21 protein-coding genes are annotated in these 23,726 nt (G+C 43.5%); 15 read left to right on the top strand and 6 right to left on the bottom strand.

Annotated elements, in window-relative coordinates:
• The first annotated feature begins 312 nt into the window (after nucleotides 1-312).
• The 5 genes from OU793_RS04980 to nirD all read left to right on the top strand — a co-directional run bounded on the left by OU793_RS04980 (nucleotide 313) and on the right by nirD (nucleotide 6,437).
• Entirely contained in the window at nucleotides 313-1,677 is a 1,365-nt protein-coding gene (locus OU793_RS04980) for a CmpA/NrtA family ABC transporter substrate-binding protein (RefSeq protein WP_065970745.1), read from the top strand.
• Nucleotides 1,678-1,757: 80 nt separating this feature from the next.
• Entirely contained in the window at nucleotides 1,758-2,723 is a 966-nt protein-coding gene (locus OU793_RS04975) for an ABC transporter permease (RefSeq protein WP_005480283.1), read from the top strand.
• Between the two features lie 11 nt (nucleotides 2,724-2,734).
• On the top strand, nucleotides 2,735-3,571 hold the full coding sequence (locus tag OU793_RS04970) for an ABC transporter ATP-binding protein (protein ID WP_005463767.1): 837 nt from the start codon (nucleotides 2,735-2,737) through the stop codon (nucleotides 3,569-3,571).
• 10 nt (nucleotides 3,572-3,581) lie between these two features.
• Entirely contained in the window at nucleotides 3,582-6,101 is a 2,520-nt protein-coding gene (gene nirB, locus OU793_RS04965; protein WP_140103441.1) for a nitrite reductase large subunit NirB, read from the top strand.
• On the top strand, nucleotides 6,102-6,437 hold the full coding sequence (gene nirD, locus OU793_RS04960; RefSeq protein ID WP_005499059.1) for a nitrite reductase small subunit NirD: 336 nt from the start codon (nucleotides 6,102-6,104) through the stop codon (nucleotides 6,435-6,437). It abuts the gene before it with no gap.
• Between the two features lie 102 nt (nucleotides 6,438-6,539).
• Here the strand turns inward: nirD and OU793_RS04955 are convergent, their stop codons facing one another.
• The gene (locus OU793_RS04955; protein WP_140103440.1) at nucleotides 6,540-6,944 is read right to left on the bottom strand and encodes a PPC domain-containing DNA-binding protein; all 405 of its coding nucleotides are present in this window, start codon (nucleotides 6,942-6,944) and stop codon (nucleotides 6,540-6,542) included.
• 1 nt (nucleotide 6,945) lies between these two features.
• Nucleotides 6,946-7,521, bottom strand: coding sequence for a TetR/AcrR family transcriptional regulator (locus tag OU793_RS04950; protein ID WP_015313322.1), 576 nt, complete (start codon nucleotides 7,519-7,521; stop codon nucleotides 6,946-6,948).
• A gap of 144 nt (nucleotides 7,522-7,665) precedes the next feature.
• On the opposite strand from OU793_RS04950, the gene OU793_RS04945 reads away from it, so the two are divergent.
• The 4 genes from OU793_RS04945 to OU793_RS04930 all read left to right on the top strand — a co-directional run bounded on the left by OU793_RS04945 (nucleotide 7,666) and on the right by OU793_RS04930 (nucleotide 10,494).
• Complete coding sequence (locus OU793_RS04945) at nucleotides 7,666-8,280, top strand: glutathione S-transferase (RefSeq protein ID WP_005463777.1); 615 nt, start codon at nucleotides 7,666-7,668, stop codon at nucleotides 8,278-8,280.
• Between the two features lie 221 nt (nucleotides 8,281-8,501).
• Nucleotides 8,502-8,762 carry a hypothetical protein gene (locus tag OU793_RS04940; RefSeq protein ID WP_015313320.1) on the top strand — a complete coding sequence of 87 codons (261 nt, stop codon included), beginning with the start codon at nucleotides 8,502-8,504 and terminating at the stop codon, nucleotides 8,760-8,762.
• A gap of 24 nt (nucleotides 8,763-8,786) precedes the next feature.
• Complete coding sequence (locus OU793_RS04935) at nucleotides 8,787-10,007, top strand: PP2C family protein-serine/threonine phosphatase (protein ID WP_140103439.1); 1,221 nt, start codon at nucleotides 8,787-8,789, stop codon at nucleotides 10,005-10,007.
• Nucleotides 10,000-10,494 (top strand): ATP-binding protein, encoded by a 495-nt coding sequence (locus tag OU793_RS04930; protein WP_025636024.1) that lies wholly within the window; start codon nucleotides 10,000-10,002, stop codon nucleotides 10,492-10,494. The genes OU793_RS04935 and OU793_RS04930 overlap by 8 nt, the downstream gene beginning before the upstream one ends.
• Nucleotides 10,495-10,521: 27 nt before the next feature.
• Here OU793_RS04930 and OU793_RS04925 read toward each other — a convergent pair whose 3' ends face one another.
• The 4 genes from OU793_RS04925 to OU793_RS04910 all read right to left on the bottom strand — a co-directional run bounded on the left by OU793_RS04925 (nucleotide 10,522) and on the right by OU793_RS04910 (nucleotide 14,875).
• Nucleotides 10,522-10,713, bottom strand: a complete 192-nt coding sequence (locus OU793_RS04925) for a hypothetical protein (protein ID WP_005480239.1) — start codon at nucleotides 10,711-10,713, stop codon at nucleotides 10,522-10,524.
• A gap of 35 nt (nucleotides 10,714-10,748) precedes the next feature.
• Entirely contained in the window at nucleotides 10,749-11,084 is a 336-nt protein-coding gene (locus OU793_RS04920; protein ID WP_180793881.1) for an Hpt domain-containing protein, read from the bottom strand.
• Nucleotides 11,085-11,086: 2 nt separating this feature from the next.
• Nucleotides 11,087-12,622: a response regulator gene (locus OU793_RS04915; protein ID WP_031849063.1), complete on the bottom strand. Its 1,536-nt coding sequence runs from the start codon at nucleotides 12,620-12,622 to the stop codon at nucleotides 11,087-11,089.
• Nucleotides 12,623-12,733: 111 nt separating this feature from the next.
• A complete protein-coding gene (locus OU793_RS04910; RefSeq protein WP_193237414.1) occupies nucleotides 12,734-14,875 on the bottom strand; it encodes a serine/threonine-protein kinase in 2,142 nt (713 codons plus the stop codon).
• Between the two features lie 322 nt (nucleotides 14,876-15,197).
• On the opposite strand from OU793_RS04910, the gene tagH reads away from it, so the two are divergent.
• Genes tagH through tagF form a run of 6 tightly spaced genes read left to right on the top strand, consistent with a single transcriptional unit; the run spans nucleotide 15,198 to nucleotide 23,721 of the window.
• Nucleotides 15,198-16,394 carry a type VI secretion system-associated FHA domain protein TagH gene (gene tagH, locus OU793_RS04905; RefSeq protein ID WP_159404352.1) on the top strand — a complete coding sequence of 399 codons (1,197 nt, stop codon included), beginning with the start codon at nucleotides 15,198-15,200 and terminating at the stop codon, nucleotides 16,392-16,394.
• A 9-nt stretch (nucleotides 16,395-16,403) separates the two neighbouring features.
• The gene (gene tssJ, locus OU793_RS04900; RefSeq protein WP_005463795.1) at nucleotides 16,404-16,859 is read left to right on the top strand and encodes a type VI secretion system lipoprotein TssJ; all 456 of its coding nucleotides are present in this window, start codon (nucleotides 16,404-16,406) and stop codon (nucleotides 16,857-16,859) included.
• Between the two features lie 21 nt (nucleotides 16,860-16,880).
• Nucleotides 16,881-18,206 (top strand): type VI secretion system baseplate subunit TssK, encoded by a 1,326-nt coding sequence (gene tssK / locus OU793_RS04895; protein WP_159408171.1) that lies wholly within the window; start codon nucleotides 16,881-16,883, stop codon nucleotides 18,204-18,206.
• 11 nt (nucleotides 18,207-18,217) lie between these two features.
• Nucleotides 18,218-19,510 (top strand): type VI secretion system protein TssL, long form, encoded by a 1,293-nt coding sequence (tssL, locus tag OU793_RS04890; RefSeq protein WP_180793963.1) that lies wholly within the window; start codon nucleotides 18,218-18,220, stop codon nucleotides 19,508-19,510.
• 15 nt (nucleotides 19,511-19,525) lie between these two features.
• Nucleotides 19,526-23,044, top strand: coding sequence for a type VI secretion system membrane subunit TssM (tssM, locus tag OU793_RS04885; protein WP_159404351.1), 3,519 nt, complete (start codon nucleotides 19,526-19,528; stop codon nucleotides 23,042-23,044).
• Complete coding sequence (tagF, locus tag OU793_RS04880) at nucleotides 23,026-23,721, top strand: type VI secretion system-associated protein TagF (RefSeq protein ID WP_140103957.1); 696 nt, start codon at nucleotides 23,026-23,028, stop codon at nucleotides 23,719-23,721. The genes tssM and tagF overlap by 19 nt, the downstream gene beginning before the upstream one ends.
• Nucleotides 23,722-23,726: the final 5 nt, after the last annotated feature.

Raw genomic sequence — 23,726 nt, 5'->3', positions numbered from 1 at the left:
TTTGGAGTTATGGTGAAAATTCTACTGTGGTGCGTGTTGCACTAACAGTAAGCAAATACAATTGTTTGGTAACTAGGGTCAACTCTAATTTGCTGTATTTAAAGTGAAAAATTAGTTGGCACAGTAATTGGATTAGTTAGAACGGGTTTATTGTTGAATCGCTTATCTCAATTATCAATGGCGGTAATTGCAGACTTAGCAACGGCGCAATGTTGAATCGCTTATCTCAATTATCAATGGCGGTAATTGCAGACTTAGCAACGGCGCTACTGCTCTTCGGAGTAGTAGCGCTTTTTTTATGGGAGCAATCCAATGAAATGGAGTTCGATGCTGAAAGTGTCAGCAATTTCGTTATCGGTAATCACCACGGTTAGCGCAAAGGCAGAGTTGGGTGAGCCAGAAATTGAAGACCTGACGTTTGGTTTTATTAAGTTAACCGATATGGCGCCGCTAGCGGTTGCCTATGAGCAAGGCTTTTTTGAAGACGAAGGGTTATACGTCACGCTCGAAGCGCAAGCAAACTGGAAAGTGCTGTTGGACCGCGTTATCGATGGTGAACTCGATGGCGCGCATATGCTGGCAGGGCAGCCGTTGGGCGCGACGATTGGTATCGGAACAAAAGCAGAAGTGATTACCGCGTTCAGCATGGATTTGAATGGCAACGCAATCACGGTTTCCAATGACACGTGGGAACAGATGAAGCCACACATACCAAAGCAGCCAGATGGCAAACCTGTACATCCAATCAAAGCGGATTCGTTGAAGCCCGTCGTTGACAGTTATCGCGACAAGGGCAAGTCATTCAATATGGGCATGGTGTTTCCTGTTTCTACTCACAATTACGAGTTGCGTTATTGGCTTGCTGCTGGTGGGATTCATCCAGGTTTTTATGCACCAGACTCAGGCGATAACAGTGGTCAGTTGGATGCTGATGTTCTTTTGAGTGTTACGCCGCCGCCACAAATGCCAGCCACAATGGAAGCGGGCACAATCAAAGGGTACTGCGTCGGCGAACCATGGAACCAGCAAGCCGTATTCAAAGGCATTGGTACGCCAGTCGTGACCGATTACGAAATCTGGAAGAACAACCCAGAGAAAGTGTTTGGTGTGTCCAAAGCATGGGCAGAAAAGAACCCCAACACGCACATTCGTGTCGTGAAAGCCCTGATTCGAGCGGCACATTGGTTGGATGAAAACAACAATGCCAACCGCCAAGAAGCGGTGAAGATGTTGGCGAAGAGCGAGTATGTGGGAGCCGATGCCGATGTTATCGCCAACTCAATGACAGGCACGTTTGAATACGAGAAAGGCGACAAACGAGACGTACCAGACTTCAACGTGTTCTTCCGTCATAACGCCACGTACCCGTACTACAGCGATGCGATTTGGTATCTGACCCAAATGCGCCGCTGGGGACAAATCTCAAGCGAGAAATCCGATGATTGGTACATGGATGTGGCGAAAGAGGTTTACCGTCCAGATATCTACCAACAAGCAGCTCAAGCGTTAATTGAAGATGGTGTGTTGAGCAAAAAAGATTTCCCAGATTTCAGCGTTGAAGATGGGTTTCGTGCACCACAAACACACTTTATCGACAACATCGTTTATGACGGCCGTGAGCCAAATAAGTATCTAGAGAAGTTCTCTATCGGGCTTAAAGGAAAAGACAAGGTTTAGGATGAGCAATCCTACTAAAAATTCAGGGGGCAGGTGAGTCTGCCCGCAATAACAAGGATGTAGATTTCTTAGGAGTGAGTATGTCTAGTAATGTCATTTCCCTTTTTCCTGCTAAGCAGGTAGTGAACCGAAGTCGGCTGGTGCTTTTGCCCGTCATTGGCTTGCTGATCTTTTTGGCAATGTGGCACTTAGCAGCGAGAGAAGTGCAAACTTCATTAGGTACGCTGCCGGGACCTGTGCAAACTTTTCAGCAGTTCAGCAACCTTGTCGATGACCATTGGCAAGAGCGAGAAAAGGAACAAGCGTTTATCGAACGTCAGGAAAAACGCAATGCTGCGAAGTTAGCCAAGAATCCAGACACGGAAGTGAAGATTCGTCCTTACACAGGTAAGCCTACGTTCTTCGATCAAATCGTAACAAGCTTAGTGACTGTGACTGCGGGCTTTCTGTTGGCGACAGTTATCGCGATTCCACTTGGCATCGTGCTTGGTCTTAATCAAGGGCTGTATCAAGCGTTCAACCCAATCATTCAATTGCTCAAGCCTGTATCACCTTTGGCGTGGCTGCCTATCGTAACCATGGTGGTGAGTGCCACTTATGTGAGTGATGACCCGATGTTTGCAAAGTCGTTCATTAACTCTCTGATCACAGTGGCGCTGTGTAGCTTATGGCCGACGCTGATTAACACTGCTGTGGGCGTGACGAGCGTTGATAAAGACTTAATCAACGTGAGCAAAGTGCTTCAACTTTCGTGGTGGCAGCACATTCGCACCATCGTTTTACCTTCTGCCATTCCGATGATCTTCACCGGTTTACGTCTTTCTTTAGGTATCGCTTGGATGGTGTTGATTGCGGCAGAAATGCTCGCTCAGAACCCAGGGTTAGGCAAGTTCGTTTGGGATGAATTCCAGAACGGCAGCTCGGCTTCATTGGGTCGTATTATGGTGGCGGTCATCACTATCGGCTTTATTGGTTTGATGCTCGATAGAGGCATGCTGCAACTTCAAAAGTGGTTGTCTTGGAATAAACAACAAGCGTTGAGATAAGGGAAAAGATCATGGAAAAAGCATTATTAGATCTAACGCGTTTAGGGATGCGATTCCCAACGCCAGATGGCGAATTCATCGCGCTTAAGAACGTCGATTTACAAATCAATAAAGGTGAGTTTGTATCCCTGATTGGTCACTCTGGCTGTGGTAAATCAACGGTTTTGAACTTAGTCGCAGGGCTGTACATGCCAACAGACGGCGGCGTGATAGTCGATGGGCGAGAGGTGGCAGGGCCGGGACCCGACCGCGCGGTGGTGTTCCAAAACCATTCATTATTGCCTTGGTTAACCGTGTATCAAAACGTTGAGCTCGCAGTAAAACAAATTGCCGGCAAAAAGGGCAAAGCGTGGATTCAGGAGCAAGTGAATCACTATTTGGAGTTGATTCAAATGCAGCATGCCGCGCACAAAAAGCCGGATGAAATCTCGGGTGGTATGAAGCAGCGAGTCGGCATTGCGAGAGCACTGGCACTTCAACCGAAGGTTTTGCTAATGGATGAGCCATTTGGCGCGTTGGATGCGTTAACTCGTGCGCATTTACAGGATGCACTGATGAAGATTCAAGCCGAGCTGAACAACACCGTCATCATGATCACCCATGACGTGGATGAAGCGGTGCTGCTATCCGACAAAATCGTGATGATGACCAACGGACCGGCTGCAACTATTGGTGAAGTGTTAGAAGTGAATCTACCTCGCCCTCGTGAGCGTGTTGCACTGGCAGATGATGCGCAGTATCAGAAGTGTCGACAAGCGGTGTTGAAGTTCCTTTACGAGAAGCAATCTAAAACCGAGATTCCAGCTTCGAAAGAAGACAAACCCAAAACCGCAGCGCAAACGGCATAAGGAGGCAGCGATGAACAGTCCTTTAACGATCCCAGTAAAGAACGCATTGAGCCACATCGTTGTGGTAGGCAACGGTATGGTCGGGCAACACCTCGTCGAGCAATTAGTGCAGAAAAATGCGCATTTGGAGCACCGAATTACCGTGATTGGTGCAGAGCGTTTTATCGCGTATGACCGTGTACAGTTGTCCTCTTTGTTCGCGGGTAAGTCTCATGATGATTTAATACTGAGTAACCAAGAATGGTACGACATGTATGGCATCCAACTCGTACTTGGCAGCCAAGTAACAGGTATCGACAGAGAGCAAAAGCGCATTCTGTTGGATGGTGAAGATGTGCTGGGTTACGACCAGCTCGTGCTCGCGACCGGTTCGTACCCATTTGTGCCGCCAATTGAAGGTAAAGACCGCGACAACGTGTTTGTCTACCGCACGCTTGATGACCTTTCACAAATCAAAAAGGCATGTGAAGGCGCAAGAACGGGCGCAGTAATTGGTGGTGGCTTGTTGGGCTTAGAAGCGGCAAACGCACTCAAACTATTGGGGTTAGAAACTCACGTTATTGAATTTACTCCTCGTCTGATGCCCGTACAGTTAGATGATGGTGCCGGCTTAGTACTAAAAGAGAAGATTGAAGCGCTAGGGTTAACCGTTCACACCTCAACAGGTACGGAACGAATCTGCGATGGTGAAACGGCCAAGCATCGTATGGTGTTTAAAGACAAAGAGCCTCTCGAAGTGGATGTGATTGTCTTTTCCGCAGGCATTCGCCCTCAAGATGAGTTGGCAAGGCTAGCTGAACTAGAAGTCGGCGAGCGAGGCGGCATTGTGATTAATAACCGATGCCAAACCAGCGATGAGAACATATACGCGATTGGCGAATGTGCCCTTTGGGAGCAGAAGATCTTTGGTTTGGTCGCACCCGGTTACACCATGGCGAGAACTACAGCCGATGTCTTGACTGGAATGCCGAGCGAAGGTTTTAAAGGTGCGGACATGAGCACCAAGCTCAAGCTGCTTGGGGTGGATGTGGCATCTATCGGCGATGTACAAATGCAAACCGAAGGCGCACAGGAAATGGTGTTGCAAGATGCGGTTGCAGGCATCTACAAAAAGCTGGTGGTTGATGCGAGCGGTACCCAATTGCTTGGTGCAATTCTCGTTGGTGACAACAGCGATTACGATGCGCTCTTACAGTGTTATTTGAACAAAACGGTCCTGCCAGACCACGCGGCGAACCTGCTGTTTGATACCGGAATGCTTGATGGAGAGATGCCAGACAGCGCCATCATCTGTTCTTGTCACAACGTCACAAAAGGCGACTTAGTTGCCGAGATTCAAGCTGGTACTACCAACCTGACGGACCTTAAAGCCAACACCAAAGCCGGTACTGGCTGTGGTGGCTGTAGCAATATGGTCAAGTCGGTATTGGATACTCAATTGGCAGCTATGGGGGTAGAGGTTAACAACCACCTTTGTGAACACTTTGAGCTCAGTCGGCAAGAGATGTTCCATATTTGCCAAGTGGAACAGATCAAAGACTTCGACACTTTAATCACACTGCATGGCAAAGGGCATGGTTGTGATATTTGTAAGCCGACAGCGGCATCTGTGTTTGCTTCTTTGTGGAATGAACACATCATGGAGCCTAAGCATCAGTCTCTACAAGATTCTAACGATGCCTTTATGGCTAACCTGCAAAAAGATGGCTCCTACTCGATAGTGCCTCGTGTTCCGGGCGGCGAAATTACACCAGACAAACTCATTGTGCTCGGCGAAGTTGCTCAGCAATATGATCTGTACACCAAGATCACTGGCGGTCAGCGAGTGGATTTATTTGGTGCGCAGTTAGAGCAACTTCCTGAAATCTGGCAAACCTTAATTGATGCTGGTTTTGAAACAGGGCACGCCTACGGCAAATCGGTGCGCACCGTGAAATCTTGCGTCGGTTCTACTTGGTGTCGCTATGGTGTTGATGATTCGGTTGGATTAGCCATTGAGTTAGAGAACCGTTACAAAGGATTGCGAGCGCCCCATAAGCTTAAGTTTGCCGTATCGGGCTGTACTCGCGAGTGTGCAGAAGCGCAAAGTAAAGACATTGGGGTGATCGCCACTGAAAACGGCTGGAATCTATACGTTTGCGGTAATGGCGGCATGAGACCAAGACACGCTGATTTGTTCGCATCCGACTTATCCAAATCAGAGTTGATCACCATGATTGACCGAGTTTTGATGTTCTACGTCAGCACAGCTGATCGCTTGCAGCGTACGTCGGTGTGGATGGAGAACATGGAAGGGGGCTTAGATTACCTTAAACAAGTGATTTTGGATGACTCTCTGAATCTATGTGATTCTTTGGACGAACAAATGGCGCGAGTCGTAGATACCTATCAATGTGAGTGGAAGAGTACGCTGGATAATCCTCAAAAACTGCAACGCTTCCGTCCTTTCTTGAACAGCACGGCGGGCAGTAAAGTCTTACCGTACCAGCGTGTACGCGGTCAGCGTATTCCGGCGAAACAGGAGGTGTAAATGGCAGCTTTAACCAAAGTGAAATTGTGTCAGCTTGATGATCTAATGCCGTTCATCGGTGCCACAGTGTTGATTGAAGGCGAGCATGTCGCGTTATTCTACATTCCTGATAACGGTGTTTACGCTGTTCAGGATTGGGACCCAATTGGTAAGGCTTATGTGATGAGTCGAGGGATTGTCGGTGATATCGATGGTGAGATGTGTGTTGCATCACCGCTATACAAACAACACTTCAGTTTAAAGAGTGGGCAATGTTTGGAAGACGAAGCGCACTGTCTAAAAACTTGGCAAGTAACGGTCGACGATAATCAGGTTTGTTACTTACTCGAAGAATGATCCTCGAAGTTCTTTAGTCTGCTCGATATGAGTAAATTCTTAGCTGAAGAGACAAGCGAATAAAGCTCCAGAGACAGCACAGTATGGCTCTGGAGCTTTTTGCTATTCGGAAGGATTCACTTGCAGTTCGGTATAGCCAGTCGAGTCGTCCATCGCTCTAGTGAACTCAAGTTCTGAGTAAGAATGGATGATCAATTCTGCGGTAGTATCAATCACTGTGCCTTCCAGCAAATGCCCGCCCCAGACTCGTCCTTCACGATCAGACACCGAGATATGAACGTGTTGATGTTCAGGCGTCAGGGTTCCCATCACAGAGACAATTTCAAATGGTTCTTGTTTGGTTAACGTACTCTCTGCACCTGCCAAACGAAGGTTGAGGTGAGAGACACAGCCAACGCATGAAGCAATCGAACCCGCTTTGATACCGTGCTTCTCGACCAATTTCGCTAGGCTCAGCTTTAAGTCCATGCCTTTGGTAAGACGTACTGCTATTACTTCAATCGACATATTACTTCCTAATCAAAACCAGCAAGCAGGAAAGCGCCGTATCCAAGTCGGCATAACGTTTGGCTTTGCCAAGTACGCGCATGCCTTGCATGTTGTTGAGAACAAAACGGGCGAGTTCTTCTGGCTTGAGCGTTTTCGGCACTAAGGTTTCTTTCTGTGCGTTTTTCAAGGCATCGGTAATGATGTCGATTAAATGATCAAATAAAAAATGCCCTTTTCTCAGTACATCATCGTCTTCGCCTGCATGCTCCACAAGCGCATTTTGAATAAAACACCCACAACTTCGCTTGCGTTGCAACTCTGCAAAGGACTTAAGGAAAGACTCAAGTTCTGGCAGGGATGCGCCGTCTTTCTCTAAGTCGGTGAGTGAGGGTAATGAGACTTTTTTTAGATAAGCATCCAGTGCTTCGTAGTAAAGCTGCTGCTTATCACCATAGGTGTTGTAAAGGCTAAAGCGGTTGATATTCAACTCGTCAGTGAGATCAGAAATGGATGTATTAGCAAAACCTTTGCGCCAAAAAACGTCCATAGCGACTAAGAGTTTTTCTTCTCGATCGAAGTTGGCTTTTCTTGCCATATGCGTACCTACCTGAGCGGTTTTTCTCAAACCACTCCTAAACTTATTGAACAACTTTTTGGAAATGAAGTTCTTGACTGATCGTTTATAAACTGGCTACAGTATATCCTAACCAATCGGTTAGAAAAAGAAAAAGGATACAAAATGAAGCTCTATGAAACAGCAATGACTCCAAGTTGTAAGCGAGTTAGCATTTTTTTAAAGGAAATCGGTGGAGAGGTTGAGCGTGTCGCGTTGAACGTACGTGAGGGCGATAATTTGTCTGAATCTTTCAAGCAAAAAAGCGTGAATGGCAAAGTGCCATTACTGGAGCTAGACGATGGTACAACGATCTGTGAAAGCGTGGCTATTTGCCGCTATCTCGATGAAGCGTTTGAAAATGACTTAGCTCTGTTTGGCGCAAATCAATTAGAACGAGCACAGGTGGAAATGTGGCACCGTGTCGTCGAGTTCCAAGGCCTTTATGCGGCATTCCAAGCGTTTCGCAACATTACGGCGATCTATCAAGATCGTGAAAACTGTGTGGCAGCGTGGGGTGAAGAATCTAAGTCTCGCGTCCTTGAGTTTTTGCCAACCTTAGATAAACGTTTGTCAGAGAGTGAATACATCGCGACAGACCAGTTTTCCGTTGTCGATATTACCGGTTATATTTTCATTGGTTTTGCGGTGAATGGTTTGAGTATTGAAGTCTTCGAGAAGTACCCAAACATCGCTCGCTGGTTTGAACAAGTGTCTGCCCGAGACGCATTCCAAAGCTAATTTTTTCGCAGCGAGCGTTTTCTCTCTCGCTGCGTATTGAATGCCAATGACAAAAAGGTATTCAAATACTTCAAGTTTTCTCTTCTTTTTTTACTCATCTCCTATAATTATTTTTATATACAACAACCTCAATAGGCTTCAATGCGTTTTAGAGCAGAGTGCTCTTAGTCTGTAGACGTTCTTTTCATTTAGAGATGTCTGGCAAGAGACAAGGAGAGGTTATGAATCTTCAAATCAAAACCATCAACAACGTACTGTTTGCTTCGCTCGTTGTTTCTATTTTTGGTTTAGTTGCGATGTACCTGAACTATACGCAGCAAAGTGATCAAATAGAGCAATTGCGCGGGCAGCTTATCGAAAAAGAAAATCAGATCGTCATTTCAAACGAAGCATTGTCTTACACCCGTTATCAACATCAACTTTTAGCCGAAGACTACAGTCGTTTTAGAGATGAGCAGTCAATAAACAGAGTTCTTCGTTAATCGCTACCAGTGTTAAGGAGAGAAATGAAACCAATCTTATTGGTCGACGATAGCAAAACGGTATTGCTTTACATGACCTCCGCATTGCAAAAGCAAGGGTACGAAGTCATCGCTGTGGAGGACGGTGAGTCTGCACTTGAAGTGCTGACGCACAGAAAAGATATTCAGTTTGTTCTCAGTGACCTGATGATGCCTGGGCTCAGTGGTATTGATCTGTGTCGTCTACTCAAATCTGCGGCGTTTGAGCGGTATATCTTTTTTGTCCTACTTTCTTCACGCAATGATCAGGGCTCGATTGTTAAAGGCATTGACGCTGGCGCGGATGATTTCGTAGATAAAAAAACATCGGTAGAAGAGCTTCAAGCACGCATACGAGCAGGGTTTCGTACTCTCAATTTGCACAATATGTTACTCGCGAGAAATCAAGAATTAAATATCGCTTACCAAACGATTCGCCAAGATCTAGAATCTGCTGGTGATTTCATGAGGCAGCTTTTACCGGTAGAGCTGCAAATCGGAGCGACAAAATTAAGTTATTCCTATCTTCCTTGTTCTCAGCTTGGTGGGGATATGCTCGGTTATGCTGCGCTTGATGAGCAGCATGTGGCGTTTTATGTATTCGATGTTTCTGGGCACGGTGTCTCTTCTGCTCTGATGTCGTTTTCCATTCAAAAAACGTTATCTCGAAGCTGTGGGCCTGAGTCGGTAACGACAGATCTTGTCGAGGGCGAATATGTTGTTTCGGAGCCGAATGTGGTGGTGGAGAGGCTCAACCTTCGATATCAACAAACACCTGACAGCCAATTGTACTTCACAATCGTTTACGCAGTTTTGAATACGCAAACAGGCAAACTGAGGTACTGTACCGCCGGTCACCCTAAGTTCTTATGGCGACATCAATCAGAAGCAACCATTGATATGATTGGTGATGAAAACTTTATAGTAGGGGCGTTAGCACCAATGCAATACAAGGGCGGGGAAATTACGTTAGAACCAAACGACTCGATTTGGTGCTTTTCTGATGGCGTGGTTGAAGCGCGGTACGACAATGAACTTTTCTCTGTAAATCGTTTGATCGCGAACGTACAGAGCGTTTCTGGACTTCCATTTGAAGCACAGGTTTCTTCTGTCGTCGAAAGCATTAAACGTTGGCAAGTGAAGGAAGAGCTAGACGACGATTTGACGCTTTTACAACTTCAATGGTCAGGTCCAAACACGTCGACATGTGAGGGTGAGGATGACTGATTACGAGTTTAAAAAAACGTTTCTTAGCTCACTAAAATCTTCCCGTGAGGCGAGTAAGCAGCTTGCCGAGTTTCTCTTTCAACATCAGGTATTGGTAAGTGATGTCCAACACCTCGAATTGTGCGTCGTTGAGGTGATGAACAATGCCTTTATACACTCCTACGATGAGCGGGAAGGCGAACCGATTGAGCTCGAATGTGCAATCTTATCTGACTCTAAGTCTACTCAGATCGAAATGCGTATTTCTGATTACGGTCGTCCTATTAAAAAATCGGTTTTCCAAGAGCACACGAATAAAGAAATAACAGCCCCAAGCTTGTTTGATGAAGACAGCTGGATGTCGTCAGGAAGAGGATTAATGTTAATCAGTAATCTAGTTGACAGTTTTCAGGTATTGAGATGTGGTCGAAAAAATACGTTTGTATTGATTAAAAGAGAGGGGCGTCTAACAACCAAGCAAAGTTCTGTCACTTTACCTGGTTCTTAGTTTTCGTCCATGACGAATTAGCTTTCTTTATTTGTTATCGGTGGTGGAAGCCGATGACAGAAGCGCTTCTAGTTCTTCTCTGGTCAACAAGTCTTGCGGATTTAGCATCCCGCTCTCGTCGTCTAAGGACATCTTGGTTCTGCTGATCAAATATCGCTTTTGAGTAGGAGTTAAGTCCTTGAGCGACTCAATCAACTCCTTGAAATGGTTGTTGTCCATGTTCATAATTTCCCCGTTCTAAGCCTTAAGGTGTTTTATTTTAAGTTTTCTAAGTAAGCGAAAATCTGCTTTTTAATTGTCACCAGCTCGTTATTAACTATAGTTATATCTTCGCATTCTGGTGCAGTATTGTTTCTTGTACTTGTTTCTACCTTCTCCAGCGCAACAACTGCGATATCTTCTCCAAAGCCTTCTAGAATACCTTTCAAGCTGTGTGCTATCAGATACAGCTCTGGCCAATTTTGTTGTACGAACATTTCATTTAGTTGTTCTGTCGCATCAGAGTAATCCTCCAAGTACGTTGAAAAGACAGCAATGATAATGTCTACGTCATTGTCCATGTATTGATTGAGCAATTCGAAGTTGATCATTTTCACTCCCTGTCGGTTACGTGATAGCTAAACGGTTCGGGTATCTGGCTAGAAAAAGAACCAGAGAGATAATCGCTTAACCATCGTGACCAATTTGGTGGTAATGCCCTTTGTTTTAGGAAGTTAACCACCGACTCCGAATTAGAATGGTGTTGTTGGTCCGGCGCTGCCAGAGTGTTCAGTTTTGTCTCTACTGAAAATGGATAGTCGTATTCGTGTGGTACGATATTGCACTCTTGAAGTCGGACTGATGAACACGATTGATTGATGACTCCGAGCAAGCTGCGTCTGATAGAAAACTCACCAAAAAATGCTAATAGCGGAAGGGCTTGTTTCAATAATGCTATCGGCATTTGTGTTGGAATATCGTAAAAGTAACTCAATGACTCTAGCAATTTTAGGTGCGCTTCTGCCGCGCGAGACTCGACGAGAAGTAGCTTGCACTGCATGAGCTGCTTAAAAGCTAATAGATTGACTTGCTGCTCTTTACCCAACTGCTTTTGCGTGAGTAAACAGAGTTCATTCAGTTGAACAAGCACTTTCCTCTTGGAATGAATATGAGTAAGCGTTTTAAAATGGTCGCTGACTAAATCAACGTAAGAAGAAAGGACATTAAGCCATTGGGCATCGGTTTGTGATAAATGGGCTGCATAGGTACGGCCTAGCTCATAGAGATCTTCAAACAGGCCCAACTTGGCAGTAATTCGGGATGCTGAGAGAAAGCGAGAACCATTACTTGGCGTGAGCGAAAAAGCTCTTTTTGCCAAACAGAGCGCATGTCGTTGTTGCCCCAAGCTTTCATAAAGACCGATCAAACTGTCAATGGCAGCCAAGCAGAGCGGATTCCGAGTTACATAATCAGCCAGAACTTTGACTGCTTCAGATATGTGCCCTTGATGATGCAACAAAAACGCCGTCGCACATACTTTACTTGCATGTTCTTTCTGACTGCAGAGAGGTAAATAATCCTCAAGTAGTGTGTAGTCACGTCTTTCAACTAAAGTATCGATAATTAGAGATTCAACACAAATACTGGACGCGTGGGTCTTGTGAAGCAAGATGACATCAGATAGTAAGAGAGGTTGTGAAGCCAGCAGTCTTTTTGTTACAGCGGCAATGTGCTGTTGTTCTTGCAGTGCTTGGAGCATTTTCGTGTAAAGTGCTTTTGTTTGAAGGGGCTTTGTTAGCAGGTGACGAACCCGCCCAGAGCTAGAAAGTGCTGTGAGAACTGTCTCTTTTGTGGCATCGCTAGAAATCATAAGCACAGCGGTTGTGTCTGAAATCAGTTGTGCTCTGCTCAGGAGGTGAACGAGATCCAAACCGGTGTATTTTTCTGCAAGATGGTAATCAATCACTAAGAAGGAATAAAAGCGAGTTTTTGCGGCGAGTAAGGCCGCTTGCGTGTTAGTCACGCAAGTGATGTTAGAAGCTTTTGCGCCTAATGCAATGAGTTGGTGTTTCACTAGCAGTGATGATGTAGAACAGTCATCAACGACCAGGATATTGATATCACCAACGGCGACTCTTCCCTCGGCCAAAGTCTATCTTCCTTACTACAGCTACACTAATAAGCTAGTCATCTGAGTGCATAAAGGCAAGGCGTTTTTGAGGAAAGGGGCTTAGAAGCCCCTTAAATGAGACAAAATTCGTTAACTTTGCTTGGAATCTTGCTCAATTTGTTTCATCAAATCGTTCGCTTTCTTCATTGCTCGTCTAGCGCTGGTGGTCTTTCTCTTATTCAACAGAATGTCGGAGAATTGTAGATACTTGTCCGCTGTTTGGAAGCGTAGGTCATTGATATCTTGGAATCCAACAGGGAAGTTTTCAGAGAATTTATCGACGTCTTTAGCTAACTTATCCAAATGTACAGTGGTTCTTGCTTGCTTTAGGCGATAGTACAGGCCATCAAACTCGTCTTGATACAAGATACGAGCGGCATCGATAGGGAAAGGTAACGGATTGCTCGAATCTATCGCCGTTTCATAGAGCTTCATTTCGAGCACCGCATCTTTCATCGCATTGCTTATCTCTAAGTTAGCTTTATGTTCATCGCTATTGGTGAAGAACGTGTTGCCAACCTTTATCAATGTTACTAATGCCGCTGCATCACGATCTTTCAACGCGTCACTTAAGTGTTTACCAAACACGTCACTAGAAAGTGAGCTCGGTACGAAAGGGTAGTCCTGATGGATCTGGTTTAGCTCTTCTTTCAGCTCATAGATAGACTTGGTATCTTCTTCCTTATCGTAACGTGATTTCTCCAAATGACTGTTAATCTGACGAGCAATAGAAAGTAGAGTAGAGTGCTTACTTGATTGAATGTCTAATGCAAGAACTTCGATTTTATGTGAGTCCGGGTAGTAGCCCTTGGCCTTTTGTAAAATAGCCTCAATCTCATCGTAATTCGGATAGCTAGTCGCATCGGAATTGAGTACATCGTCTATTTCTGATTCAAATTGACCGAGTAAATAGGGCTTATGTAGACGGAGCAACCCAGCTTTAATTAGAGGGTGAAGGGAAGCGTCACCATCGATTAAAGAGCGGCTATGCTCCGGCGAGGTACTTAATAGAAGCTCTGCATTTTGGATAACTTCGTTTTGTTGACTAAGCTTTGCTTCTAGATCGGAAATGGCAACTTGCTGTTTGTTGTAGACTAATCCAAGACCTGCCACAAACAACAAGCTGGCTGCGACTCCAGTGGCCAAGGGCCAATATTGCTTGTTCAAACGACGCTTAACTGTCTTTGCATTAAAATCAGCTGGAATTGTGCCAGTTGAAAAAATCTTCGAGAAAATCGGCCACTTCGCTATTGGCATATTTGCTGGTTTAGAGACCTTAATATTTTTCTTTAGTGCTTCATTAACTGGTGTTCTTGAATATGGATGCTTACAACTCAACAATTCATACGTAATACAACATAAGGCGAACATATCATCGCTTATGTTTGGTTCTTTTCCTGAGAGCAGGTTGAGTGAGGCGTAGTTAGGCGTGTAGCCCAGCGTTTCTAGATCTTCTGTTTTACGTTTTGCTGCATACTGATCCTGTTTGATCTGGTGAGTTTTCGACACACCAAAATCCAAAAGCTTTACATGGCCTTCGGAGGTTAAAATTACGTTGGCTGGTTTTAAGTCGGCGTGTACAACACCGAGCGAATGAGCATAGGATAGTGCGTCGAGGATTTGGTTGAGGATAGAAAGCATTGCATGGTACTTCAAACCATTTGGACGAGATCGTTGGATTAAACTTTCCAACGTTTCGCCGTCAATATATTCCATCACTAAAAAGTAGATATCACCGTCGACTCCGAAATCAAAGACCCGGATTACGTTTGGATGACTAAGTCTTTGTGTTTGTTGCGCTTCTCGAATCAACATTCTTGCTGTCTCTGGCTGAGACGCAAACTCTTTCTGTAAAACTTTTAGAGCAACATAAGGGGACTCCGAGCCAGAAGACTCAAGAATTTTGTCTTTTGCTAAATAAACATCACAGAGTCCACCATGACCTAAAATAGACTCAATTTCGTAACGGTTTTTTACTGTTTGCCCAATTAAATTTGAGTTAATAACACTTTTGTTTTTTGTGTTCTTATTATCACTTTTGTTGATAGGTGGTATTGTGTTTTCTTTTTGAGACAGTTTTGTATCCGTTTCATTTATATTTTCAGCGGAGTCTTGTTTATTAACGTTTTTAGCGGGTTCAATTGCGTTTTCTCTTTTTTGAGTCTTTACAATTTTTGTTTTATCTCCGCTATCGCTGCTATTTATAGATTTGTCTTTATTTTTTTCTTCCATCACAAGGACTCCATATAAATGATGGGGTTAATATATATATTCCTGCTAAATGAAAAATACTTCGGTTAGATTTTCTCGGCCAAACTAACATCGGTTTTTTGACGGGTGAAAGTTTGAGTGTCAAAAATTTGAACCTGGTTGGATATTTAAAATTGTTCAACAATTCATGATTGCTTTGATAAAAAAATGATTCATTATGCCGTCAATAGTTTTTATAACAGATATAAGAACTCTATTAATCTTAATGTTAATAATTAAAGCTTCAAATCTAATTATAAAAATCGATATATAAATATTTAGCAGGTCTTTGGCGAGGTTTTTCATGAAATTGGTATTGACCATAACGAGTTTCCACAAATTTACTCCGGAAATAGAGAGTGAGTTTGTGTTTGAATCAAGTGATGAGCATGCAAAGGTAACCTTCGGACGCTCAGAACAATGTGACTGGACGTTACCAGACCCTGAGAGAGTTATTTCTGGGACTCACGGCGAATTGATTAAATTTGGCGATAAATATCTAATTAAAGATTTATCAACAAATGGCACATTTGTTAATAATGCAGTTACTCCAATCGGCCAAGGGAATGAGCTTGCTTTGTCCCATGGTGACACTGTTGCTTTAGGCGATTATCAAATACAAATTAGTATTAGTGATATCTCTGAAGATAGGACAGAGCATCAATTTACATCTAACCCAGAGGTTAAGACGCCAGTTGGATTCGAACAGCACGTAGAATCGATTCCAGAGATGGAAGATTTTGGTTTAAGCGCTGCCGAGTTGATGGATGAAAGTGTCCCATCAGATTTTCAGTTAGACATTGGTCTAGTAGATGATTTTCTAGAAATTCCGAGTCACGAAACTGAAGTGCCACAACCTAAAGTTGCATCAATGCAGCCTGATACCAACGCTAAAAGCCAAAAACCTACAGTGCATCGAGGTGAACTGGAAGCCTTCATTTATGGCATGGGGATCGACCCCAATATGGTACCAAGCCAAAATCGAGAGCAGTGGTTTGAACAATTAGGTCAGTCGTTTTCTCTCATGCTTATTGGGCTAATGGAGACTCTTCACAATCGGGCTGTATTTAAACAAACCAATCGCGTCAACCATACTGCATTTAGAAAGTCTGAAAATAATCCACTTAAGTTTTCAGCAAATTTGGAAGATGCAATCCACAATTTGTATAACCGTCAAACGTCAAGTTTTTTAAAGCCTAATGCCGCAATAAAAGAAGCATTTAACGATATTGAAAATCATGAGCAGGCTTTAATGCAAGGAGTAGCGGGTACGGTATCGAGTGTCATGTCTCTCGTTGAACCTAATACTATTTATTCAGATGCATTGGCTAAAGACAATGTAATTAACAAGGTTATTCCAGCAAGAAAATATACTCAGAGTTGGAAGCGCTTTGAAGGTATTCATAGCCAATTAACAGATGAACTTGTCAATAAAGAGTCTCCATTTTATTTAGAAGATTTTGCTAAGCACTACGAATTAGCGCTCAAGAATAAAGGTTAAGGTGGGATTGTGAAACAAATTTATAAATCATTTTTGCTGTTTATATTTTTAGTATTAATGGGATGCTCCGCCGCTAATTTAGTGGTCGACCCATATGCGGATTTAGAAATAACGGCAAATCATAATATCAACCCTGACTCGAATGGAAGACCATCACCAGTTGTTGTATATGTATTTGAACTTACATCAAATACACTGTTTGAGAGCCAAGATTTTTTCTCTATTTATGAGGAGCATGAAAAAGTACTCGGTCCTGACTTGGTGAATAAATATGAAATATCTTTGACACCAGGCCAAAAAGAAATCTACCAAGCTAGTATGTCTCCTAAAACAGAATATTTGGGTATCGTAGCCGCGTTTCGCGATATTGAGAATTCAAATTGGCGACAAGTCATTAAAGTAGATAAGACGGGTTACAACACTTATCAAATCTCGTTAGAAGATCTGTCTTTGGTCGTACAATAACGTTTAGTTGGCTAATTATAAATGATGCAATACTCCAAGACGGCTTGGTGCGAGGGGATGTTTCTGCGTCCCCAGCATTTTCAACAGCACGAACGCGCAATATCTAATGAATATAAAGGCTTACACAGTTTAGGTGGCTCATATAACTGGGGCGTTTGGAATTGCCGTGTAAAAGAACATGCCTTAAAAACAGGCTTGATTGAACTTGATAATCTTCAAGCAATTCTTCCTGATATGACGCTGATAGACTTTTCAGCAACGACAAGTTTTCTGTCTCCTTTAAAGGTAAAAAAAGGGACGGAAAATACCTTAGTGAAGGTGATCGTTCCACTCTCAAAAGTCAGCAGTAAAATGATCGCGGATCCAAGTGAAACAACGGTTTCTCGGTATTTACTTCAAGATCTAAACGTTATTGATAACCTGACGGGCCAAGATGAAGAAACGATTCAAGTGGCCTCATTAAATATCGAGCTGAAATCAAGCAATGAGCAGTTAACAGGTTATATAGAGCTACCAATCCTTAAGATTAAAGAAGTTTCTACGGAAGGAGAGGTCATTCTTGATGATTCTTACGTACCACCACTTCTAAACTTGTTAAATGACAAGGTGATGACAGGGTATCTACGTAATGCAATGGCAATGACCAAGATACGCGCAGATGTTATCGCTCAACGACTTGTTAAAGGAAAAGCGGCTTCAGCATCTGCGGTAGATTTCATAATGCTGCAAATGTTGAATCGATATGAAGCCATATTGAAGCATTTTAGTGAGCTGGAGAAAGTACACCCCTTAGAGCTTGCGACAACCTTTAAAGGCTACATAGGCGAGTTGGCAACGTTTTCTCACACCACCAAGCGCTTACCTAATCTCAAAGCTTACGATCACCTTGAAGTTGCAAGTGTGTTTGCTGAACTTAATCAAGTCCTTAGTCAGTACTTGAGTGTCGTTCTTGATCAGACTGCAAGTAAGTTGCCACTAGAAGTACGCCAGTACGGTATCCAAGTGACACCACTTCCAGATAAGCGACTATTGGAATCATGTCAGTTTGTATTGGCGATTAAAGCGGACACAACAACGGATGAGATTAGACGCTTAGTCCCTGCGCAATTGAAGCTTGGTCCGGCAGAACAGATTAGAGATCTAATCAACAACCAGATTAATGGAATTAACGTAGCTCCTTTAAGTGTCGTGCCGCGACAGATTCCATATCAAACCGGGTATGTTTATTTTGAGGTCGTTAAGAGGGGGCCATTCTGGATGCGACTTAAAGACAGCGGTGGTATTGCACTGCATTTATCTGGTCATTTCCCAAATCCGGACATAGAGCTTTGGAGCATTAATCAATAAAAGTGGTAAGTATGGAACAGACGATAGTAAAACCTACTCCTGGCGGAAGAGCGGCTATATCTAAAGCTCAGCCTCAAAGATCAGCAGACAGTACTGTTGTGATATCCAAAAGCCCTGAGTTGGTTAACAACGATTCAGTTGTTGCTTATGGAGATAATCCACTATTGGCAGAAGCTAATGGTCTACTTTCGATTATTGGACAAATCAGAGCAACAGCTACTCATTCCGATCCTTTGTTTCTTAAAGAAACGCTCGCGCAAAAACTTAGGGATTATGAGAATCGTCTGCGTCAACATGATGTTGACTTGGAAACCATTGATACCGCGCGTTATTGTCTGTGCTGTTCTTTAGACGAAGCAGTATTGAATACCAATTGGGGGAGTCAATCGTTTTGGACACATGATTCTCTGTTGAGTTCTTTTTACGCGAGCAGCCAAGGTGGAGAGGCTTTTTTTAAGCATCTAGATAGCTGTTTGGCTCATCCGGAATCCCACCTAGATTTACTAGAGCTAATGTACGTATGCTTATCTTTGGGTTTTATAGGTCAGTATCGTTTAGAAAAAAATGGGCTTGAAGCTCACCGTAGATTGAGAAAACAAGTTGTATCAGTGCTTAAGTCACATGGTCGCGGAGTACAGCAAGAGCTTAGTAACAAAGTAGAACAACATATATTGGCAGGTGCTCAGGTTTCGGAACGTGCTCCTCTATGGGTGGTTTGTTCGGTAACTTCCGCACTGCTTGTTTGTATTTTTATGTACTTCAGCTACGAGTTGAACAAAGCTTCCAACCAAACTTTTGCTCAATTGGTAAACCTGATTCAACCAACCCCAGCAGTTAGTAATCCTATGGTTGAGTCAAAGTCAGCCCCTATTGCCGAAAGAATATCTATGTATTTAGCAACGGAGATTGGCAAGGATCTTGTCACTGTGGAAGCGTTGCAAGATAGAGTTCGTATTTCTCTTAAAGCTCAAGACCTATTTGAATCTGGTAGTGCGAGCGTTGTGGCTTACATACAGCCAGTTATTTCTAAAGTTGCACGTACCTTAGAAGCGACACAAGGGAAGATCATAATTACCGGGCATACCGATGACCGTCCGATATTTACCAGCAAGTACCCATCCAATTGGCACTTGTCTTTAGCTCGCGCCACTTCTCTTTCCGAACAGTTAATCGCCAACAGTGCACTTAAAGGCAGAGTAATTCCTGAAGGGTTGGGTGATGCGAGACCTTTGGTAGAAAATGACAGTGAAGAGAACCGAGCAATGAATCGTCGAATTGAAATCGACCTTATTGTGGGCAACTAACGGTTGGGCAATGAAATGAGTATTAAAGAAATAGGCAGAGTATTTACCCAAAGATGGTTTCTTGGTTTAGTTGGTGTAGCCGCGTGCTCCATTTTTATTTGGGTTGTGGGTCCTCTGATCACGGTTGCAGGTTACGAGCCGCTTAAAAGTGATTTCCAACGTTTAGTTACGATCTTAGTGATTGTTTTTGCTTGGGCGCTTATCAACTTAACAAAGCAGCACAAACAGAAAGTTAGAGAAGACGAAAGTATTCAGACGTTGCTTGAAGTAGACAGTCAGTCAGACAAAGAAGCCGCCAGTGAAATTGACGTAATGCGCGATCGTATAGAGCAAGCGATCAAAGTTGTGACGAAAACGCATAAAGGAAAGCGTAGTTTGTACGATTTACCTTGGTACGTTCTGATTGGTCCTCCTGGAACAGGTAAAACCACGGTTCTAAAGCAATCTGGCTTGGAATTTCCGTTAGCTGAGAGCTTAGGAGCTGACTCTATAGCTGGTGTAGGTGGAACACGTCATTGTGATTGGTGGTTTGCTAATAAAGCAGTACTTATTGATACAGCAGGACGTTACACCACGCAAGATAGTCAAGAAAAGGTTGACTCTAAAGCTTGGCACGGTTTCTTGGGGTTACTTAAGAAATATCGTACTCAAAGGCCTATAAATGGCGCTATCGTAACAGTCAGCCTAGCAAGTGTGATGTCTCAAACTCGTACGGAGCGTAGCTTACATGCCAGATCAATAAAATCTCGCCTTCAGGAACTCAAAAATCAGTTGGGTATGCAATTCCCAATCTATGTTCTGCTGACGAAAATGGATCTGGTTGCTGGCTTTAATGAATTTTTTGCTGATTTAAGTAAAGAAGAGCGTGAGGAACTTTTTGGATTTATGTTCCCACGAGAAGTTGATGACGAACGTGGTGTGATTTCTCTATTCAATAAAGAGTTTCACGGCATGTTGGAGCGGCTCGATGCGCGCATGTTACGTATATTAGAAACTGAAGATGACTTAGAAAAGCGCACGCTAATATTCGAATTTCCAAAACAGCTGCGAGTTTTACAAGCAAACTTAGATGAGTTTTTGTCTGAGATATTTGCGCAGAACACGTTTGAAGAGCCAGCCCTTATTCGCGGTGTTTTCTTGCTTAGCTCTGTACAAGAAGGCATTCCTGTTGATCGACTGATGAGTGAATCAACTAATGGATTGGGACTAGGGAGGTTGCCTTTAGCGACAAACGTTAACAGTTCGCATAGCTATTTTGTTAAAAATCTTTTTGAGCGAGTCATCTTTAAAGAGCAATTACTAGGTACCGTTAACCGCCACTATCAAAAGCAATCTGGATGGATGCGTACGGGCATATACGTGGGTTGTGCTGGTGTTCTTGTTGGTGCTTCTGCCCTTTGGTTCCTGAGTTATCAATGGAATTCAAAGTTAATTGTCGATACCAATAACCAAGCAAATCATATTGAAGCGATGATAGGTGCAGAGAGCCTTGATTTTGAATCGGACGTTATCAGTGCTGTAGACACGTTAGACAAGATCATGATGTTGCCACTAGGGAAAAATAGTGAATATGGTCATTCTGATGCAGTGAAAAAGTTTGGTCTGTATCAAGGTGACAAAGTTTCTCAAGCAGCAAATAACGCGTATTCAGATGCTCTTTCTCAACACTTTGCTACTCTGCTGTCAGAGAGTTTGCTCTCGGAAATGGAAGCGAATAAGCAGCATCGTGAATACTTATACGAGACGTTAAAGACGTATTTGATGTTGTTTAATCCGGAAAAGTATCAACAAGAAGAGGTAATTGCTTGGTTCAACTTCTACTTTGAACGTCAGTATCCAGGAGAGTTAAACAAAGAGCTACGTGAGCGTTTGCTAGTGCATACTAAAAACTTACTAGAGAACGACGAGAAAGGCTTCTCAATGAATGCGACTGCTATTAGTGCAGCACGAGAAGTTCTAACGCAAATGTCACTTCCAGAGCGTGCATATCAGCGTATGAAGATGCAGTTTGCTAAAAGTCACGTTCCGTCTTTCCGTTTAACAGACGTGTTAGGACCTAAAGGTTTAGAACAATTTGAGCGAGCAAGTGGAAAACCTCTATCGCAAGGTATTTCCGGTTTTTATACCTACAACGGTTTTCACAGCATTTTCCAAATTCAGATTAATCGCACCGTCAAAGGATTGATGGAAGAAAACTGGGTGTATGGGGATGATCTTAAAGCTCATGAAATTGATCATGATAGTGCTATTCAGGGGGTTCAAGCCCGCTATTATCAAGATTATGTCAATGAGTGGAAAACTCTGATAGAGGATATTCAGCTTAAACAAGCTCCGAGTTTGGCTTTAGCAACAGAGCAATCAAGAGTTTTATCCGGTGTAGAAAGACCAATTGAATCACTTCTGCGTGCAATACAAAAGGAAGTGGGGTTATCGAAAGTAACGTTATCGGAAAATCAAAAGGCAGCAACGGAAGTCGCAGGAAAGGTTGCAAAAGTGAAGTTTTCTAATACGGCAGACAAACTCGATATGTATTTGCCTGAAGAGAATGGATTTAATGTTGCTCTACCAGGTAAAGAAGTTGAATCCCATTTCACCGAAATCTTACGACTTAGTGAACAAGACTTTGATGATATTCAGCAAGCGATGGTGAATTTGCGTTCGTACTTATCTGATTTGTCTAGCTCTGGCAACAATCAAAAAATTGCTTACAAAAGCATATTGGATGGAACGGTAACTCAGGATGTTGCTGCCTCCTTTGCTAGAGCAAAAGATCTCTTACCAAAACCGTTTAATCAATGGTTGGGAGAGTTGTCACAGGAATCGGTTAAGTTTGCAGAAAGCGGCTCTAAAGATCATCTAAATCAACTTTGGATGACTAATGTAGTGCGTCCTTATCAGCGGACTATAGCAGGTAGATACCCATTTGAACCTAATGCAACGAAGGAAGTTCGTCTAAAGGACTTTCAACGATTCTTCGGGTACGGTGGTACGTTGGACTCGTTCTTCCAAGAATATCTGGAGCCGTTTGTTGATACGTCTAAGAGTCGTTGGAGACTAGAAAAAGAAATCGGTGTAAGGCCCGAGACGCTTGCGGTTTTTCAAAGGGCAAAACGCATTAGACAATCGTTCTTTGAATCAGATAACTCGCTACGAGTCGAGTTTGGTATGAAACCCGTATATCTAGATCAACACATTACTCGATTTGTGCTAGAGCTAGGTGATCAAGACTTGGTTTATAAGCACGGTCCTGCGAGATCGAAGGAACTTCGCTGGCCATCGGGTCAAGATCAGACGCGTATTGTGTTTACACCGCCCGAATCAAAACGAGAAATTGCTCATACCTATGAAGGGGAATGGGGCATTTTCAAACTATTGGACCAATCACTCAAGGCTCGACCAGAGTCCCGCAACGACAACATTGTCATGATCGATTTGAAGGGGAACAAGGTTCAGCTTGAGTTGATTCCATCTAGTGCAATCAACCCATTTTGGTCTAATGAGATGGAGAGGTTCAGATGTCCGCAAACCTTGTAACGCCTGAGTGGGGCTACATCGGAAAAATGCCGGCTAAAGGTGACTTTGTTAAGGACGGTATTTCTCCTGAATTTGCAAACCGTTGGCACGACTGGCAGCAAGCTGTTATTGCAGTGAGTAAAGAGCAACTGGGTGACACTTGGAACGATTATTTTTTAACTGCACCAGTTTGGCACTTTGCACTGGATGTGAGTTACATGGACGATGCTACGTATATCGGCAGCATGATTCCAAGTGTAGATGCATGCGGTCGCTACTTCTTTTTTACTGTTGTTCGAGCGGTAAAAGGCAAAGCAGCACAGTATTGGGCACAAAGTGGCTGGACTGAAGATAGCCAGGCTCTAGCACTGTCAGTGTTAGATGATGAATTTGTATTTGATGCATGGCACCGAAGCATGCAGGAAAAGTGTGAGCTTGTTTCTGAAGTATCGATATGCAATGAAGAAATGGCGCTTTTGTACCAAAGCCCGATCTCAACAGTGTTTAGCTTTTCAACTGAAGCAACGCAAAACACGTTGTTAAATCATCTAATTGAGAGTCAACAGAGAAAACCATGCTTCTGGTGGACAGAAGGCTCTACTCATATTGAATCATGTATGTTTGTTAGCACAGGACTGCCATCTATTGGCCAATTCTCTGCAATGTTAGATGGTCGTTGGCAAAAGTGGAGTTGGTAGGAAGC

The organism is Vibrio sp. VP6 (assembly GCF_028823755.1).
Taxonomy (GTDB): Bacteria; Pseudomonadota; Gammaproteobacteria; order Enterobacterales; family Vibrionaceae; genus Vibrio; species Vibrio parahaemolyticus.
Note: the sequence above shows the minus strand (reverse complement) of the source record. Positions and strands in the feature narration are given on the sequence as shown.